The sequence below is a fragment of the Mycolicibacter senuensis genome (genome assembly GCF_003284925.1).
GTDB classification, from domain to species: domain Bacteria; phylum Actinomycetota; class Actinomycetes; order Mycobacteriales; family Mycobacteriaceae; genus Mycobacterium; species Mycobacterium algericum_A.
On record NZ_QMEX01000096.1, the window covers coordinates 1 to 14,046 of the forward strand.

18 protein-coding genes are annotated in these 14,046 nt (G+C 68.8%); 11 read left to right on the forward strand and 7 right to left on the reverse strand.

Translation table 11 applies throughout. The annotated features are described in order from the left end of the window. The coding region (locus tag DQP56_RS17730; protein ID WP_112687644.1) for a DUF222 domain-containing protein at positions 1 to 1,167 on the reverse strand (1,167 nt) is incomplete at its 3' end. A 147-nt stretch (positions 1,168 to 1,314) separates the two neighbouring features. Further along, positions 1,315 to 2,004, reverse strand: coding sequence for a TetR/AcrR family transcriptional regulator (locus tag DQP56_RS17735; protein WP_112687616.1), 690 nt, complete (start codon positions 2,002 to 2,004; stop codon positions 1,315 to 1,317). 77 nt (positions 2,005 to 2,081) lie between these two features. On the opposite strand from DQP56_RS17735, the gene DQP56_RS17740 reads away from it, so the two are divergent. The 3 genes from DQP56_RS17740 to DQP56_RS17750 are packed head-to-tail and all read left to right on the forward strand — an operon-like array spanning position 2,082 to position 5,394. Then, a complete protein-coding gene (locus tag DQP56_RS17740) occupies positions 2,082 to 2,813 on the forward strand; it encodes a DUF1989 domain-containing protein (RefSeq protein WP_112687618.1) in 732 nt (243 codons plus the stop codon). Then, on the forward strand, positions 2,807 to 3,412 hold the full coding sequence (locus DQP56_RS17745) for an urea amidolyase associated protein UAAP2 (protein ID WP_112687620.1): 606 nt from the start codon (positions 2,807 to 2,809) through the stop codon (positions 3,410 to 3,412). The genes DQP56_RS17740 and DQP56_RS17745 overlap by 7 nt, the downstream gene beginning before the upstream one ends. After that, a complete protein-coding gene (locus tag DQP56_RS17750; protein WP_112687622.1) occupies positions 3,409 to 5,394 on the forward strand; it encodes a 5-oxoprolinase/urea amidolyase family protein in 1,986 nt (661 codons plus the stop codon). Before DQP56_RS17745 ends, DQP56_RS17750 begins: the two co-directional genes overlap by 4 nt. Here the strand turns inward: DQP56_RS17750 and DQP56_RS17755 are convergent. Both DQP56_RS17755 and purU read right to left on the reverse strand, forming a co-directional pair. After that, positions 5,391 to 5,945: a DUF4334 domain-containing protein gene (locus DQP56_RS17755; RefSeq protein WP_112687624.1), complete on the reverse strand. Its 555-nt coding sequence runs from the start codon at positions 5,943 to 5,945 to the stop codon at positions 5,391 to 5,393. The genes DQP56_RS17750 and DQP56_RS17755 overlap by 4 nt on opposite strands. A 36-nt stretch (positions 5,946 to 5,981) precedes the next feature. Then, positions 5,982 to 6,884: a formyltetrahydrofolate deformylase gene (gene purU / locus DQP56_RS17760; RefSeq protein WP_112687626.1), complete on the reverse strand. Its 903-nt coding sequence runs from the start codon at positions 6,882 to 6,884 to the stop codon at positions 5,982 to 5,984. Positions 6,885 to 7,026: 142 nt separating this feature from the next. Between purU and sepIVA the strand changes: the two genes are divergently transcribed. From sepIVA to mutM, 4 genes are read left to right on the forward strand one after another with little or no spacing between them, the layout of a single operon-like run. After that, on the forward strand, positions 7,027 to 7,764 hold the full coding sequence (gene sepIVA, locus DQP56_RS17765) for a cell division protein SepIVA (protein WP_112687628.1): 738 nt from the start codon (positions 7,027 to 7,029) through the stop codon (positions 7,762 to 7,764). A gap of 39 nt (positions 7,765 to 7,803) precedes the next feature. After that, positions 7,804 to 8,403, forward strand: a complete 600-nt coding sequence (locus tag DQP56_RS17770; RefSeq protein WP_112687629.1) for a YceD family protein — start codon at positions 7,804 to 7,806, stop codon at positions 8,401 to 8,403. Continuing rightward, complete coding sequence (gene rnc, locus DQP56_RS17775; protein ID WP_112687630.1) at positions 8,400 to 9,092, forward strand: ribonuclease III; 693 nt, start codon at positions 8,400 to 8,402, stop codon at positions 9,090 to 9,092. Before DQP56_RS17770 ends, rnc begins: the two co-directional genes overlap by 4 nt. Continuing rightward, a complete protein-coding gene (mutM, locus tag DQP56_RS17780; protein ID WP_112687632.1) occupies positions 9,093 to 9,929 on the forward strand; it encodes a bifunctional DNA-formamidopyrimidine glycosylase/DNA-(apurinic or apyrimidinic site) lyase in 837 nt (278 codons plus the stop codon). A 109-nt stretch (positions 9,930 to 10,038) separates the two neighbouring features. Here mutM and DQP56_RS17785 read toward each other — a convergent pair whose 3' ends face one another. From DQP56_RS17785 to DQP56_RS17795, 3 genes are all read right to left on the reverse strand, one after another. Beyond that, positions 10,039 to 10,812 (reverse strand): PIG-L deacetylase family protein, encoded by a 774-nt coding sequence (locus DQP56_RS17785; RefSeq protein ID WP_112687634.1) that lies wholly within the window; start codon positions 10,810 to 10,812, stop codon positions 10,039 to 10,041. Positions 10,813 to 10,829: 17 nt separating this feature from the next. Then, entirely contained in the window at positions 10,830 to 11,459 is a 630-nt protein-coding gene (locus tag DQP56_RS17790) for a DJ-1/PfpI family protein (protein WP_112687636.1), read from the reverse strand. A gap of 81 nt (positions 11,460 to 11,540) precedes the next feature. After that, the gene (locus tag DQP56_RS17795; protein ID WP_370493698.1) at positions 11,541 to 11,783 is read right to left on the reverse strand and encodes a helix-turn-helix domain-containing protein; all 243 of its coding nucleotides are present in this window, start codon (positions 11,781 to 11,783) and stop codon (positions 11,541 to 11,543) included. A gap of 128 nt (positions 11,784 to 11,911) precedes the next feature. Here DQP56_RS17795 and DQP56_RS17800 point away from each other — a divergent pair, with 128 nt between their 5' ends. The 4 genes from DQP56_RS17800 to DQP56_RS17815 form a co-directional block, all read left to right on the forward strand. Beyond that, positions 11,912 to 12,301: a nuclear transport factor 2 family protein gene (locus DQP56_RS17800; RefSeq protein WP_112687638.1), complete on the forward strand. Its 390-nt coding sequence runs from the start codon at positions 11,912 to 11,914 to the stop codon at positions 12,299 to 12,301. A gap of 49 nt (positions 12,302 to 12,350) precedes the next feature. Beyond that, the gene (locus DQP56_RS17805) at positions 12,351 to 12,767 is read left to right on the forward strand and encodes an OsmC family protein (protein ID WP_112687640.1); all 417 of its coding nucleotides are present in this window, start codon (positions 12,351 to 12,353) and stop codon (positions 12,765 to 12,767) included. Then, entirely contained in the window at positions 12,764 to 13,042 is a 279-nt protein-coding gene (locus DQP56_RS17810) for an acylphosphatase (protein ID WP_112687642.1), read from the forward strand. The genes DQP56_RS17805 and DQP56_RS17810 overlap by 4 nt, the downstream gene beginning before the upstream one ends. A 19-nt stretch (positions 13,043 to 13,061) precedes the next feature. Then, positions 13,062 to 14,046, forward strand: a 985-nt coding sequence (locus DQP56_RS17815; RefSeq protein ID WP_165825059.1) for a chromosome segregation SMC family protein, incomplete at its 3' end; no start/stop codon positions are given.

Consider the following 14,046-nt stretch of genomic DNA (forward strand, 5'->3'; position numbering starts at 1 on the left):
ATCGATATCGCAGGACTGGGCCGGGCGATCACAACCGGGCCAGCGGCACGTCATATCCCGGCAGCGCACGAACTCATCCAGGGCCGTCGACGGCCGATACCCCGACTCGGGGAGGCTGTCCGGACCAGGATGGCGAACCGGCTTGACGATGGCCCCGGCGGCGATCAACTCCGCCAGTAACGGAGCCGGAATCAGAGGCCCGCCAAGCAGCAGCGCCGGTGGGGCTTTGACCGGCGGATCGGGCTCGGGCACGGGCTGCGTTGGGGCCAACAGATTCTTTGGGTCAACCGGTGGCGGTGGTGGCTCCTCGCCGTTGCGATGGTTGTCGGCGGGCGTCTCGATGCTCTCGGCGTGGGCAACCACGTGGACCACCGGAGCTCCGGTGGGGCGTTTGTGCCCGGTGCGCAGCGGGCAGTCGTCGTTGCCGCACGCACAAGCCAGCGCCTCGGCACCGGCGGCCAACGCTCCCAGTGCATCGGCGCGGCGCTGGGCGATGGTGCGCGGGTCGTCATCACACACGCTGTGAGCCATGGCCAACAGGCGCCGATCGAGTACTTCGGCGTCGTGGGCATACAGCCGGCCCCACATCGGGGTGGTGGCATGGTCGGTGCTGCGCTGCTCGATGACCACGTCGCGGGAGCGCGCATATTGGCGGTAGCGGCGCAGCGCGGCTGGGTCGTGGGCCTCGATGACCGCGTCGATGGCCTGGGCGGTTTTGTCCGCTGACAGCGGCCCGTAGTGCAGGGCATCGAACGCCAGCGCGGTATCGACGGCGGCCAGGGCGCGCGGGTCTTGGATCAAGGTGGTGCGCCAGACGATGCCGGCCACCAGCGCGGTGTTGAGCTGCCCGGCGGCGAACAGGGCGGCAATCTTGGGCAGCCGTTCATCGAGTGCTTGGGCCAGATACATCTGCGACGAGGCTTTGCCGTGGCTGACGTCCATCGCGGCACCGACCTGCGCGGCCACCCCATCCCAGCCGTCGGCGGCCCACCGCGACCGTCCAGGGTCGTCATAACAGCACCGCCCGGTCAATTCGGCGATCGCCGCCAGCCGGCGCGCCGCGGCGGCGGCCTCTGCCTGCGCCCATCCACCGATCGCCGCCACCAAGGCCGCGTCGTCGACCTCGCGCAGCGTGTCGAGGTCGGGCAGGTCCGTGGCATCGAACATATTTTCGATCATACTGAGATTCGCCGACGTCGATGGCCGCCCGCACACATCAGCCGTCGCAGTGTGGATAAGACCCACACTGGGGATAACCAGCCGGCGGGGATCAAGGGCACCGCGGAAGTCGACCGCCTGGTGGCCGCACCGGACCTATCCGGAGTCGCCGACACGAGTGTTTGGTTCGTCCGGCCAAAGCCTCAAACGCTGCGTGGTCGCCTTCGACATCCGGGCGAAACCACTACCGCAGCCCAGCGCCCGCAAAGCGGCCTCGGCCACCGTCCCCGGATGGGCACTCGGGCATGCGCCGTCATCGGAGCGGCGGTTGATGACCGACTCCACCAAGCGGAACGGCAGGTCGTCGGCCTCGCCAGGCCCGTCGTGCTCGGCGATCACCGCGCGGGACAGCTCTCGGTAGCAATTCCGCAACTGGGCCCGACGCCGGCGGAACTCGGCGAAACGCTCGACGCGAAGCTCCGGAAGCAGATACAAGCTGCCCAGATTCCAGCGGCCGCCGCACAGTTGGGTGGTGTCGGCGACGACGAGCGTGTGTAGCCGGGGAGCCGCGGGGCCGCCTTCGGACAGCAGCTCGGCGGCCAGCTGCAGCGAGGTGTCGACGGTGCCGGCCAGCAGCGCGTCGAGGATGTCGTCCTTGGCGGCGAAGTGGTGATACAGCGAGGCCTGCTGGATGCCGACGCTCTCGGCGATGCGTCGGGTGGAGGTGGCGGCATAGCCGATGGTGGTGAACAACTCCGCTGCCGCATCGAGGATCTCGTCGCGTGCGCTGTGGCCAGGGCGACGCGAGGCCGTCAAGCGGGGGCGGCCTCGTCGATCGGTGTTCATGCACTACACCTATCACGCGGAAACCCGGGCGCGGCTATTTTCTGTCGATTGACAGGAAACATGCTAGGGTCCGGGTCATGAGCACCGACTCGACCAGCGGGGCCCGTGCACACGCCCGCGCCCAGGCGCAGCACGCCGAGATGCGGACACCCGCGACCCCGCCGGACGTCGACCCGACGACGCTGTTCTGGGCCGAGTCCATCCCGGCGAATGGCTACGCCACCAAGGTGCTGGCCCGCGGCAGCCGGATCCGGCTGATCGACACCGGCGGCGGCTGCGCCCATCTGCTGCTCTACCGCGCCGAAGCGCCCTGGGAGCGGCTCAACGTCGCCGACACCATGAAGGTGCCGTGGCAGGCATATCTGCGCGTCGGTCATCCGCTGCTGTCCGATCAGGGCCGGTTGCTGGCCACCGTCGTCGCCGACTCCTCGGGTCGCCACGACCTGCTGTGCGGACCCGACGCCACCGGTCGGCGACTGCTGCTGCTGGGTGCGCTCAAGCACGGCATGGACATCCGGGATGTGGCGCCGTCGGTGGCGCTGTTCTGCGGTGTCCGGGTCGATCCCGCCAGTGGCGCACTGGAATTCACCGGCTCGGCCGGTGCCGGGGCGTCCATCGACCTGTTGATCCACCTGCCGGTGGTGCTGTCACTGGCCAACACCGCGCACCCCCTGGATCCCGAGCCGACCGTGACCGCACTCGAGGTGCTCGGCTGGAAAGCCGAGGAGCAGCTGGCCGCGCTGACCAACCAAGACCCGGAGTATCTGCGCGCCTGGGAGAACACCGACGCGGTGGTGCGGGCATGGTGACCGTCAGCGACGAGGTGGTGCCGGCCCGCGAGCCCTGGTCGAAGGTGGTGCGCGCCGGGCAGCGACTGCAGATCATCGACCTGCACGGCAACCAGGCGGTGGACTGCCTGCTCTACGACGCAACCGATCACACCCGGCGCTACAGCGCCCAGGCCACCGTCGCCGCCCAGCGCAACATCTTCGTGGGCACCGGTTCGGTGCTGCGCACCGCCGACGGCTCCGCGCTGATGACCGTCGTCGCCGACGACGTCGGCAACCACGACACCATCGCCGGGGCCTGCTCGCAGGAGTCCAATACGCTGCGCTACGGCCATCACACCGCCCACCAGCACGCCTGCGTCGAGAACTTCCTCGCCGAGGGCGCCAGATACGGCCTGGGCAAGCGCGACCTGGTCTCCAACATCAACTGGTTCATGAACGTCCCGGTCGAACCCGACGGCACATTGGGCATCGTCGACGGGATCTCGGCGCCGGGCAAGAGCCTGACGCTGCGGGCCGAGATCGACACGCTGGTGCTGGTGTCGAACTGCCCGCAGATCAACAACCCCTGCAACGGCTTCGACCCGACCCCGGTGCGCATGGTGATCACTCGCGAATGATCGGCATCGAGGTGATGCGGCCGGGCATGTTCACCACCGTGCAGGACTGGCCCGGTCGCATCGGCTACTGGCATGTCGGGGTGCCGCCGTCGGGGCCGATGGACGACCTGTCATTCCGCATCGGCAACCGGGTGCTGGGGAATCCGGAGGGCGCGGCCGGTCTGGAGTGCACCCGAACCGGGCCGGCCCTGCGGTTCGCCGACCCGGCGTGGATCTGCGTCACCGGGGCGCCGGCGCCGGTGACCGTGGACGGCGTCCCGGTGCCACAGTGGCAGTCGGTGCGGGTGCCTGCTGGGGGCCTACTTGAGATCGGCGCCGCCCCAGGCCCGGGGTTGCGCTGCTATCTGCTCATCGAAGGTGGACTATCCGTACCGGAATTCCTGGGCAGCGTGGCGACTTTCACCCACGGCGGGTTCGGAGGCCACCGCGGCAGGGCGTTGCACGGCGGAGACCGGCTCACCGCCTCCGGCCGGGGCGGCGCTGCACCGGCGCTGGGCCGCGCTCCCGGCGAGACCCAGCCCAGCATCGGCTCGCATTGGGAGCTGGCGGTGACCGAGGGCCCGCACGCTGCGCCGGAGTTCTTGACCCGCACTGACATGACCACTTTGGCCACCACCGATTACACCGTGCACTTCAACTCCGACCGCACCGGAGTACGGCTGATCGGGCCGAAGCCCAGGTGGGCCCGCCCCGACGGGGGAGACGCCGGCCTGCACCCGTCGAACATCCACGACACCGCGTACTGCGTTGGCGCGCTGGACTTCACCGGTGACACCCCGATCCTGCTGGGGCCGGACGGGCCCAGCCTCGGCGGTTTCGTCTGTCCGGTGACGGTGGCGCGAGGCGACCGCTGGAAGCTCGGTCAACTCAGCCCCGGTGACACCGTGCGCCTGGTGCCGGTGCGCGCCGAGCACGCCCCGCCGCCGACCTCGTTGGGGGTGCGGCGGCGGGCGGCATCACCAGTGGTGTTGTCCCGCTCCGGGGACGGCGACGACGGGGTGCTGCGGCGTTACACCGGTCGCGACGGGACGGCCGTCACCATGCGGCGCGCCGGCGACGGTGGGGTATTGCTCGAATACGGGTCCATGACACTGGATCTGGCGTTACGGGCGCGGGTGCAGGTGGCCTACGACAACCTGCGCCGGCAGGGGCTGCCCGGGCTCGCGGAACTGACCCCCGGGGTGCGGTCCCTGCAGGCCCAGTTCGACACCGAGCAGATCTCCTGCGCCGAGGTGATCGACCAGCTGACCGCCGTCGACGAGGCGCTGCCGCCCTGCGACGAGCTCGTGGTGCCCAGTCGCTCGGTGCGCCTGCCGTTGAGCTGGGACGACCCGGCCACCCACGAGGCCATCCGCCGCTACACCTACGGTGTGCGACCCGACGCACCGTGGTGCCCGTCGAACATCGAATTCATCAGGCGCATCAACGGCCTCGACGACATCGCGGCCGTCTACGACATCGTCTTCGGCGCACAGTACCTGGTACTCGGCTTGGGTGACATCTACCTCGGCGCGCCGGTGGCCACCCCGCTGGACCCCAGGCAGCGACTGGTGACGACCAAGTACAACCCGGCGCGCACCTGGACGCCGGAGAACGCCGTCGGGATCGGCGGCGCCTACCTGTGCATCTACGGCATCGAGGGGCCCGGCGGCTACCAGTTCGTCGGCCGTACCACCCAGGTGTGGAACCACCGCCACGCCACCGCGGGCCTTTTCGATCCCGAAACACCATGGCTGTTGCGCTACTTCGACCGCATCAGCTTCTATCCGGTCGGCCCCGACGAACTGTTGCAGCTACGCGCCGACACCGCCGCCGGACGCGGCCGGGTCGCCATCACCGACGGCGAGTTCTCGCTGGCAGACCACCAGCAGTTTCTCGCCGGCAATGCCGAGGCCATCGCCGAATTCCGTCGGCGACAGACGGCCGCCTTCGCCGCCGAACGCACTGCCTGGCATGCTGCCGGTGAGATCGCCCGCGTTTAAACCAGTTTCAGTGATTCGTCGCGGTACAGCACGAAGAAGTACGGTCGGGGCGAACCGCGCAGATCCATTGCGCCGATTACCGCTTCGTCGGAGAGCCGACGGAAGACGTCGTTGACCGGGGCCTGGTCGTAGACCATCGTCGCGCTGTCGACGCCCCGGTAACGCGTGGTGCGCAACCGGGCCTTGGCCGAACGGGTCCGCAACAGCGGCTGCAACCTGGTGATCGGGCCGGCGAACGAGCGCTTCTTGAGCCCGGGCAGCTTCGTCGCAGGGCCCAGGACACTGAACGCCAGCACCGGGTTGAACGCCCAGAGCGCGGAACCGTCCCGGGTGGGGAACAACAGCGGATGGACGGTCTCGGCGTCGACGAACTGCTTGCCCCACCAGCCGGTGGCGGCCAACAGCCCGTCCAATGGGTGCCCGGTCGGCAACTCGGCGCCCCGCCAGGTGCCGAGCATGAAGTCGGGGTCAACCGCCTCGGAGGCATCGAAGACCTCGGTGGCCTCGGCTGCGGTCGTCGGAACACGCGAGAACAAGTCCTGCACCAGCATGCAAATCACCGTACTTGACAGATGTCAACGGCGGCCTCAGAGCACCACCGTTTCGTTGCCCACCCGGATCACCCGGTCCTGACAGTGCCACTGCACCGCCCGCGACAACACCGCCCGCTCCACATCGGCGCCCAGTCGCACCAGGTCGGTCACGGTGTGGGTGTGATCCACGCGCACCACGTCCTGTTCGATGATCGGCCCCTCGTCGAGCACCTCGGTGACGTAGTGCGCGGTGGCGCCGATCAGCTTCACGCCGCGCTCCCGCGCCCGCTGATATGGCGCCGCACCGATGAACGCCGGCAGGAAGGAATGGTGGATGTTGATCAGCGGGCAGCCCACCGTGTCGATGAACTCCCCGGTGATGATCTGCATGTAGCGCGCCAGCACCACCAGATCGACATTGCCGCACAACAATTGCAGCTGACGCTGTTCGGCCTCGGCGCGGATCTCACGGGTGGCCGGGATATGGAAGAACGGCACCCCGAACGGGCGAACCTGCTCGGCCAATTCAGGGTGATTGGAGATCACCATCACCACGGTCATCTCCAGTTCGCCGCGACGGTTGCGCCACAGCAGGTCCAGCAGACAGTGGTCGGCCTTGGACGCCATGATCGCCACCCGCTTGGGCTTGGCGGCCTCGGCGAAGCGGTAGTCCATCGCGAACCGTTCGGCCACCGTGGCGCCGAACCGCTGCTGCAGGTCGTCGATGGCGGCGGGCAGGCCCGGCAGGTGAAAGATCGCCCGCTGCACGAAGGTGCCGCCCTCGGGGGCGGTCGAGTGCTGATCCAGCGAGATGATGTTGGCGCCGGCGTCGGCCAGGAAGGCGCTGACCGAGGCGATGATGCCGTGGCTGTCGGGGCAGCGCAGCAGCAGTCGCCCGATGTCCCCGGGCGGCTGGCCGTCGGTTCGCGGTGGACGCGATGGATAGGCCTGAGTCATGACCGCCCTTCGCCGATCTGGATTTCAACGGGTCAGGCTACCGCTGAAGTGGAAGAGAATCCGACACACCGGGCGGATAACGCAGTCACACGCGTAACAGAGGGCACACTAGTAACAACAACTATGCCTGGAGGGTGCTGCCGTGTACCGAGTGTTCGAAGCCCTTGACGAACTGGGCTCCATTGTCGAAGAAGCGCGTGGCGTGCCGATGACGGCCGGCTGCGTGGTGCCCCGCGGCGACGTCCTGGAACTGATCGACGACATCCGCGACGCGATACCCGGCGAGCTCGACGACGCCCAGGATGTGCTGGACGCCCGCGATTCGGTGCTCAACGAGGCCAAGGAGCACGCTGATTCGATGGTCAGCTCCGCCACCACCGAATCCGACTCGCTGGTCAGCCACGCCCGTGCCGAGGCCGACCGGCTGCTGGCCGACGCCAAGGGACAGGCCGACCGGATGGTGGCCGAGGCACGCGCCCACAGCGACCGGATGCTCGGCGAGGCCCGCGAGGAGGCCGCCCGGCTGACCGCGACCGCCAAGCGCGAATTCGAGACCGCCACCAGCCGCGCCCAGGCCGAATGCGACCGGCTGGTCGAGAACGGCAACGCCGCCTACGAGAAGGCGGTGCAGGAAGGCATCAAGGAACAGCAGCGGCTGGTCTCGCAGAACGAGGTGGTGACCTCCGCGCGCGCCGAGGCCACCCGGCTGATCGACTCGGCACACGCCGAAGCCGACCGGATGCGGGGCGAATGCGACATCTACGTCGATGCCAAGCTGGCCGAGTTCGAGGACTTCCTCAACGGCACCCTGCGCTCGATCAACCGCGGTCGTCACCAGCTTCGCACCGCCGCGGGAACCCACGACTACGCAACTCGCTGACGCGGCCGGCCCCGGCCGAACGCTGCGTAGAATCGCGGCATGACCAGGCACCCGGACGCACGCACAAAGGTGACATCGTCGTCACCGTTCGTGGTCAACGTCGCCCGGCTGGGTCGGCGTCCCGGCGCGATGATGTCGCTGCAGGAGCAGCGGTCCAGCTCGGTCCGCATCGGGCTGGATCTGGTGGCGATACCGCCGGAGACGGCGGTCGACCTGGATCTGCGGGTGGAGTCGGTCTCCGAAGGAGTGCTGGTCAGCGGCGTCGTCTCCGGGACCACCACCGGTGAGTGTGCGCGGTGCCTGCAGCCGCTGACCGGCGAGGTCGAGGTCGAGCTGACCGAGTTGTTCGCCTACCCGGACAGCGCCACCGACGCGACCACCGACGATGACGAGATCGGTCGGGTGGTCGATGACGCGGTGGACCTCGAGCAGGCGATCGTCGACGCGGTAGGGCTGATGCTGCCGTTGTCTCCGCTGTGTGATCCCGACTGCCCGGGACTGTGCCCGGACTGCGGCGTGGTACTGGCCGACGCCGAACCGGGCCACCACCACGAGAAGATCGATCCGCGCTGGGCCAAACTCGCCGAGATGGTGGGCCGGTCCCAGGGGGCGCAGTCGAGCGATGACGGTGAGCGGTGAGCCGTCCCCGGCAAGCCGTGCTCGATGCGCTCGGCGTGGACCTGCCCGACGACCTGCTCACGCTGGCCGTCACCCACCGCAGCTATGCCTACGAGAACGGCGGGCTGCCCACCAATGAGCGCCTGGAGTTCCTCGGCGACGCCGTGCTCGGGCTGACCATCACCGACGAACTGTTCCACCGCCACCCCGACCGGCCCGAGGGCGACCTTGCCAAACTGCGCTCCAGCGTGGTCAACACCGCCGCGCTGGCCGATGTGGCGCGCGGGCTGACCGACGATGGCCTGGGTGCCCACCTGCTGCTGGGCCGAGGCGAGATCAACACCGGTGGCGCCGACAAGTCCAGCATCCTGGCCGACGGCATGGAGTCATTGCTGGGCGCGGTGTACCTGCAGCACGGCATCGACACCGCGCGCGAGGTGATCCTGCGGCTGTTCGGGCCGTTGCTCGACACCGCGGCGACCCTGGGTGCCGGCCTGGACTGGAAGACCAGCCTGCAGGAGCTGACCGCTGCCCGCGGGCTCGGCGTGCCGGGCTACCAGGTCAGCTCGACCGGGCCGGATCACGACCGCGAGTTCACCGCGGTCGTTGTGGTGTCCGACACCGAATACGGATCCGGCGTGGGCCGGTCCAAGAAGGAAGCCGAGCAGAAAGCGGCGGCGGCGGCCTGGGCAGCGCTGGACGCCGGGTAGATGCCGGAGCTTCCCGAGGTCGAGGTGGTGCGCCGCGGCCTGGACGCCCACCTGGTGGGCCGCACCATCGCCGGAGTCCGGGTCCACCACCCGCGTGCGGTGCGCCGGCACGAGGCCGGTCCGGCCGACCTGGCGGGCCGACTGCTCGATGCCCGGATTGTCGGCACCGACCGGCGCGGCAAGTATCTGTGGCTGCTGCTGAGTACGGATGAGGCGCTGGTGGTGCACCTGGGGATGAGCGGGCAGATGCTGCTGGGTGAGTTGCCCGACACCAGACACCTGCGGATCGCCGCGGTGCTCGACGACGGCACCAAGGTCAGCTTCGTCGATCAGCGGACCTTCGGCGGCTGGCAGCTCGCCGACCTGGTCGCAGTGGACGGCAGCGTGGTGCCGTTGCCGGTGGCGCATCTGGCCCGTGACCCGCTGGATCCGCGCTTCGACACCGAATCGGTGGTGAACGTGTTGCGGCGCAAGCACTCCGAGATCAAACGCCAACTCCTCGACCAGACCGTGGTGTCCGGGATTGGCAACATCTACGCCGACGAGGCGCTGTGGCGCGCCGGGATTCGCGGCACCCGGATGGCCGACGCGCTGTCCCGGCCGCGGTTGCGGGCGCTGTTGGAGGCCGCGGGGGCGGTGATGAGCGACGCGCTGGCCGCCGGTGGCACCTCGTTCGATTCGCTCTATGTCAACGTCAACGGCGAGTCCGGCTACTTCAGCCGGTCGCTGGACGCCTACGGCCGCGAAGATGAGCCCTGCCGGCGCTGCGGGACGCTCATCCGGCGGCAGAAATTCACCAACCGCTCGTCGTACTACTGCCCGAAGTGCCAGCGCTGATCGTGGTGGCGTCCCGCGTCACCACCACCCACCACCGCGCGACGGTGCGTGTCTCCGGCCGACACGCCGGGAGAAATCCCGGGTTTGCGCACGTTCGCGCAGCACAGGATCACTCGAAGATGTCGCGGTAGACCCGCCCCGGCGGCAGTGTCGGGTCGATGAACCACTCCCGGCCGAACATCAGACCGGCCACCTGCGGGGGAAGTCGCAGCAACACCGCGAGCAGCCGCGCTGCCGCGGCATTGCCGCTGATCTGGGAACGATGGGCGGCCAACGCATCACGCTTCTGTCGCGCGAACCGAAATACGTTGATCCGGTGCGTGATCGCCGACCGCGGCGTGTATGCAGTACGGGCCACCTCGAGCGGGTAGGGGGCCGGCAGCCGCAACAGCCGAGTGATGCGCGCGATGCGCACCAGCGACTCCCGGGGCATCGTGGCCTCCAGCACGCGCGGGGTGCCCGCGAGCTCGGCGGCTTGTTTGCCGACGTGATGGACCTGGACGTGATCACGATGGCCGTAGCCGCCGTTGGGCTGGTAGCTCAGCAGCAGGTCCGCGCCTTCGCCGCGGAGGATGGCGGCCAGTTGCTGCGCCGCCCGCTCGGTGTCGGCGCGCCCGAACCTGACCCGGCCAGGCGGGTCGGGATAGAACTCCGGTCCGAAGCCGCTGTCGGCGTAACCGAGGCACTCCACCCGATGGACACCGAGAATCCGTGCACTCGAACGCAATTCGCCGAGCCGATCGACATCGTCGTCGCTGACGCGGCCGTCCGTCGCCACCACCAGAACCACCCGGTGTCCGTCGGCGGCCGCCCGCGCCAGGGTGCCGCCGGTCAGGATCGCCTCGTCGTCGGGGTGGGCGTGAAACGCGACGACGGTGGCCATGAAAGATCAGTATGCCGTCAGCGCCGCAGCTGCGCCGCGCGGTTGCGAACCGCCTCGTCGGCTTTGGGCAGCGAGCCGCAGTCGAACGGCGGCTGCGGGTCGTACTCGATCATCAGCTGTGCGGCCTGGGCCGTCTCGGTGTCGACCAGCAGCTCGACCAGCCGCAGCGCCATGTCGATACCGCTGGAGACCCCCGCCGCGGTGAGGATCCGTTGCGGCAGGTGCTCGACCACGCGCTGCTCCACATAACGGGCGCCCAGGTGCTCCAGCAGTTCGACGGCGCCCCAGTGCGTGGCCGCGGTCAGGCCGTCCAACAACCCGGCAGCGGCCAGCAGCAGCGATCCGGTGCATACCGACGTGGTGAACCTGGTGTCCGGGTGGACGCTGCGTAACCAATCGAGCAGTTCGGCGTCATCGAGCAACACCCGCGTTCCGACCCCGCCGGGGACGACGACGACATCCGGGTGAAGCACCTCGTCGAACCGTGCGTCACAGGTGATCCCGAGCATCCCATTGTCGCTGCGGACCTCGCCGTGCCGGTGACCGATGAAGACCGTCTCGACGTCGGGAACCCGCTGCAGCACTTCGTAGGGGCCGACCGCATCCAGTGCGGTGAATCGGGCGAAGAGCGGAATCGCGACCTGCACCGGGTGTCCTCTCGGCTGTCCAGCGAATCGAGTTGCGACAAAAACCGATGATAGACCGATGAGGTGAATCCGTCGGTGCCGTCACCGTACCGGTGCAGCGGGATCGATCGTGGCCAGGAGGCGAACGAGTTCGGCCTGCCGATGAATGCCGGTCTTTTCGAAGACATGCCGCAGGTGGGTCCTCACCGTCGTCAGCGAGACGGACAGCTTTTCGGCGATCGGGCTCAGGCCTTCGCCGCGCATCGCCAACAGGGCAACCTGCGCCTCGCTTTTCGTCAGACCGTACAGGCGCTGCAGCAGCGACACCGCCGGCCCGGACAGCACCCGGGGAGCCCTTTCCGCACCTGGAGTCGGGCTATTTCCAGAACGCGCGGATGACGCGTGAGATGTACCGGCTGTGATGGCGAAATACGGCCGGGGACAACAGAACACCTACGAAAGGAAGGCAAACAATGTCTCAGCAGAACATCGAGCTGGTCCGGGGCGGCTATCAATCCTTCGCCACCGGCGACACCCAATCGTTGATGGCGCTCTTCGACGAGGACATCGAATGGGTGCAGCCGGGGGAGAGCGCGGTAAGCGGAACCTATTGGGGCAAGGCGGAACTCGGTGAGTTCCTGGTGGCACTGGCCGCGAAGGCGCCGAAGATCTCCCCGCGCCGGTTCCTGGCCGACGGCGAGACGGTCATCGTGCTCAGCGAGGCGTCCATCGGTGGCGAAACGGGCCACAGCGCCGAGGTTTACACCATCCGCAACGGCAAGACGGTGCGGGTCCAGGTGTACGGGGACACCGCCATGATGGAACGCCAATACGGCAGGAAGCCGGTCGCCGCCACGGGCTGATCGCGCCGCCGGCGTGGCGATACGCCGGGTTGGCGGTAAAAATATGCCCATGACCAAACTGTGGGTGGAACGAACCGGAACCCGGCGCTACACCGGCCGCAGTTCCCGCGGCGCGCAGGTGCTGATCGGCGGCGAAGAGGTCGACGGTGTTTTCACCCCCGGCGAACTGCTGAAGATCGCGCTGGCGGCCTGCAGCGGGATGTCCGGCGACGCTGCGCTGGCCCGTCGGCTCGGCGACGACTACCCGGCCACGATCCAGGTCAGCGGTCCGGCCGATCGCCAGCAGGAACGCTATCCGCTGCTGGAGGAAACCCTGGAGGTGGATCTGTCGGCCCTCGACGACAGTGAGAAGCAGCGGTTGCTGACCGTGGTGCGCCGCGCCGTCGACGAGGTCTGCACGGTCGGTCGCACGCTGCAGGCCGGCACCGAGGTGCGCTTCGAGATCACGGGCCACGACGGCCGATGACCGCGACCGTTCGGCTCACCGCCTGGGTGCACGGGCACGTCCAGGGTGTCGGCTTCCGGTGGTGGACCCGCTCGCGGGCGCTGGAGTTGGGCCTGACCGGCTATGCGGCCAACCGCCCCGACGGCCGGGTACAGGTCGTCGCGCAGGGGCCCCGGCAGGACTGTCAGCGGCTGCTGGACCTGTTGCAGAGCGGGGCCGCTCCGGGGCGGGTGGACACCGTCGTCACCGATTGGGGCGCCGCCGGGGCGCCGATCGACGGATTCAGCGAACGCTAGACCGGTAGTCTCACACCCCGTGCACCTCAAGAGTTTGACGCTGAAGGGCTTCAAGTCCTTCGCCTCGCCGACGACTCTGCGCTTCGAGCCGGGGATCACCGCTGTGGTCGGGCCCAACGGTTCGGGCAAATCCAATGTGGTCGACGCGCTGGCCTGGGTGATGGGGGAGCAGGGCGCCAAGACGCTGCGCGGCGGCAAGATGGAAGACGTCATCTTCGCCGGCACGTCCTCCCGGGCACCGCTGGGCCGCGCCGAGGTCACCGTCACCATCGACAACTCCGATAACGCGCTGCCGATCGAGTACGCCGAGGTGTCGATCACCCGGCGGATGTTCCGCGACGGCGCCAGCGAATACGAGATCAACGGTTCGAGTTGCCGGCTGATGGACATCCAGGAGTTGCTCAGCGACTCCGGGATCGGGCGCGAGATGCACGTCATCGTCGGCCAGGGCCGGCTCGCGCAGATCCTCGAGTCGCGGCCCGAAGACCGCCGGGCGTTCATCGAAGAGGCCGCCGGTGTCCTCAAACACCGCAAACGCAAGGAAAAGGCGGTCCGCAAACTCGACGCGATGTCGGCCAACCTGGCCCGGCTGACCGACCTGACCACCGAACTGCGCCGCCAGCTCAAACCACTGGGCCGCCAGGCCGAGGTGGCGCGCCGTGCCGCCACCATCCAGGCCGACCTGCGCGACGCCCGGTTGCGGCTGACCGCCGATGACCTGGTCACGCGACAGACCGAGTTCGCCGGCACCACCGACGCCGAGGCGACGTTGCGCCGCGAACACGACCAGATCACCGAGCGCCTGACGGCAGCCGCCGACGAGTTGACCACCCACGAGTCCGCGGTCGCCACTTTGACGCAGCGCGCCGAGGCCGCCCAGCAGACCTGGTTCTCGTTGTCGGCGCTGGCCGAGCGGGTCAGCGCCACGGTGCGAATCGCCAGCGAGCGCGCTCAGCACCTCGACGAGGAGCCGATCACCACCGGCGGCGTCGACCCCGACGCGC

Excerpts from the sequence above, each read along its gene's own strand:
- DQP56_RS17735 (WP_112687616.1), bottom strand. The coding sequence starts at position 2,004 with ATGAACACCGATCGACGAGGCCGCCCCCGCTTGACGGCCTCGCGTCGC.
- DQP56_RS17740 (WP_112687618.1), top strand. The coding sequence starts at position 2,082 with ATGAGCACCGACTCGACCAGCGGGGCCCGTGCACACGCCCGCGCCCAG.
- DQP56_RS17745 (WP_112687620.1), top strand. The coding sequence starts at position 2,807 with ATGGTGACCGTCAGCGACGAGGTGGTGCCGGCCCGCGAGCCCTGGTCG.
- DQP56_RS17750 (WP_112687622.1), top strand. The coding sequence starts at position 3,409 with ATGATCGGCATCGAGGTGATGCGGCCGGGCATGTTCACCACCGTGCAG.
- DQP56_RS17755 (WP_112687624.1), bottom strand. The coding sequence starts at position 5,945 with ATGCTGGTGCAGGACTTGTTCTCGCGTGTTCCGACGACCGCAGCCGAG.
- purU (WP_112687626.1), bottom strand. The coding sequence starts at position 6,884 with ATGACTCAGGCCTATCCATCGCGTCCACCGCGAACCGACGGCCAGCCG.
- DQP56_RS17770 (WP_112687629.1), top strand. The coding sequence starts at position 7,804 with ATGACCAGGCACCCGGACGCACGCACAAAGGTGACATCGTCGTCACCG.
- mutM (WP_112687632.1), top strand. The coding sequence starts at position 9,093 with ATGCCGGAGCTTCCCGAGGTCGAGGTGGTGCGCCGCGGCCTGGACGCC.
- DQP56_RS17785 (WP_112687634.1), bottom strand. The coding sequence starts at position 10,812 with ATGGCCACCGTCGTCGCGTTTCACGCCCACCCCGACGACGAGGCGATC.
- DQP56_RS17800 (WP_112687638.1), top strand. The coding sequence starts at position 11,912 with ATGTCTCAGCAGAACATCGAGCTGGTCCGGGGCGGCTATCAATCCTTC.
- DQP56_RS17805 (WP_112687640.1), top strand. The coding sequence starts at position 12,351 with ATGACCAAACTGTGGGTGGAACGAACCGGAACCCGGCGCTACACCGGC.
- DQP56_RS17810 (WP_112687642.1), top strand. The coding sequence starts at position 12,764 with ATGACCGCGACCGTTCGGCTCACCGCCTGGGTGCACGGGCACGTCCAG.